Genomic DNA, 234 nt, shown 5'->3' on the forward strand with positions numbered 1-234 from the left:
CGTTCAGCCACGCCTCGGCGCCCTGACGCTCGACCTTGTAGCCGAAGCCATTGAGCATGCGCTCGGTGTGGTCACGCGTCGGCGCCGGCTCGATGGCACGCGTCTCGCCTTCGGCGTAGAGACCAGCCAGCAGCAGGCACGACTTGACCTGAGCGGACGCCATCGGCATCTCGTAACGGATGCCCTTGAGCGGCTGACCACCGTGGATACGCAGCGGCGGACGGCCGTTGTCTG

1 pseudogene is annotated in these 234 nt (G+C 67.1%); it reads right to left on the bottom strand.

From position 1 onward, the window contains the following. Positions 1–234, bottom strand: a pseudogene (locus tag R0J88_RS23675) (3-phosphoshikimate 1-carboxyvinyltransferase); the annotation flags it as partial.

It is taken from the genome of Pseudoalteromonas sp. SIMBA_162 (assembly GCF_046535955.1).
In the GTDB taxonomy this organism is placed as follows: Bacteria; Pseudomonadota; Gammaproteobacteria; order Enterobacterales; family Alteromonadaceae; genus Pseudoalteromonas; species Pseudoalteromonas marina.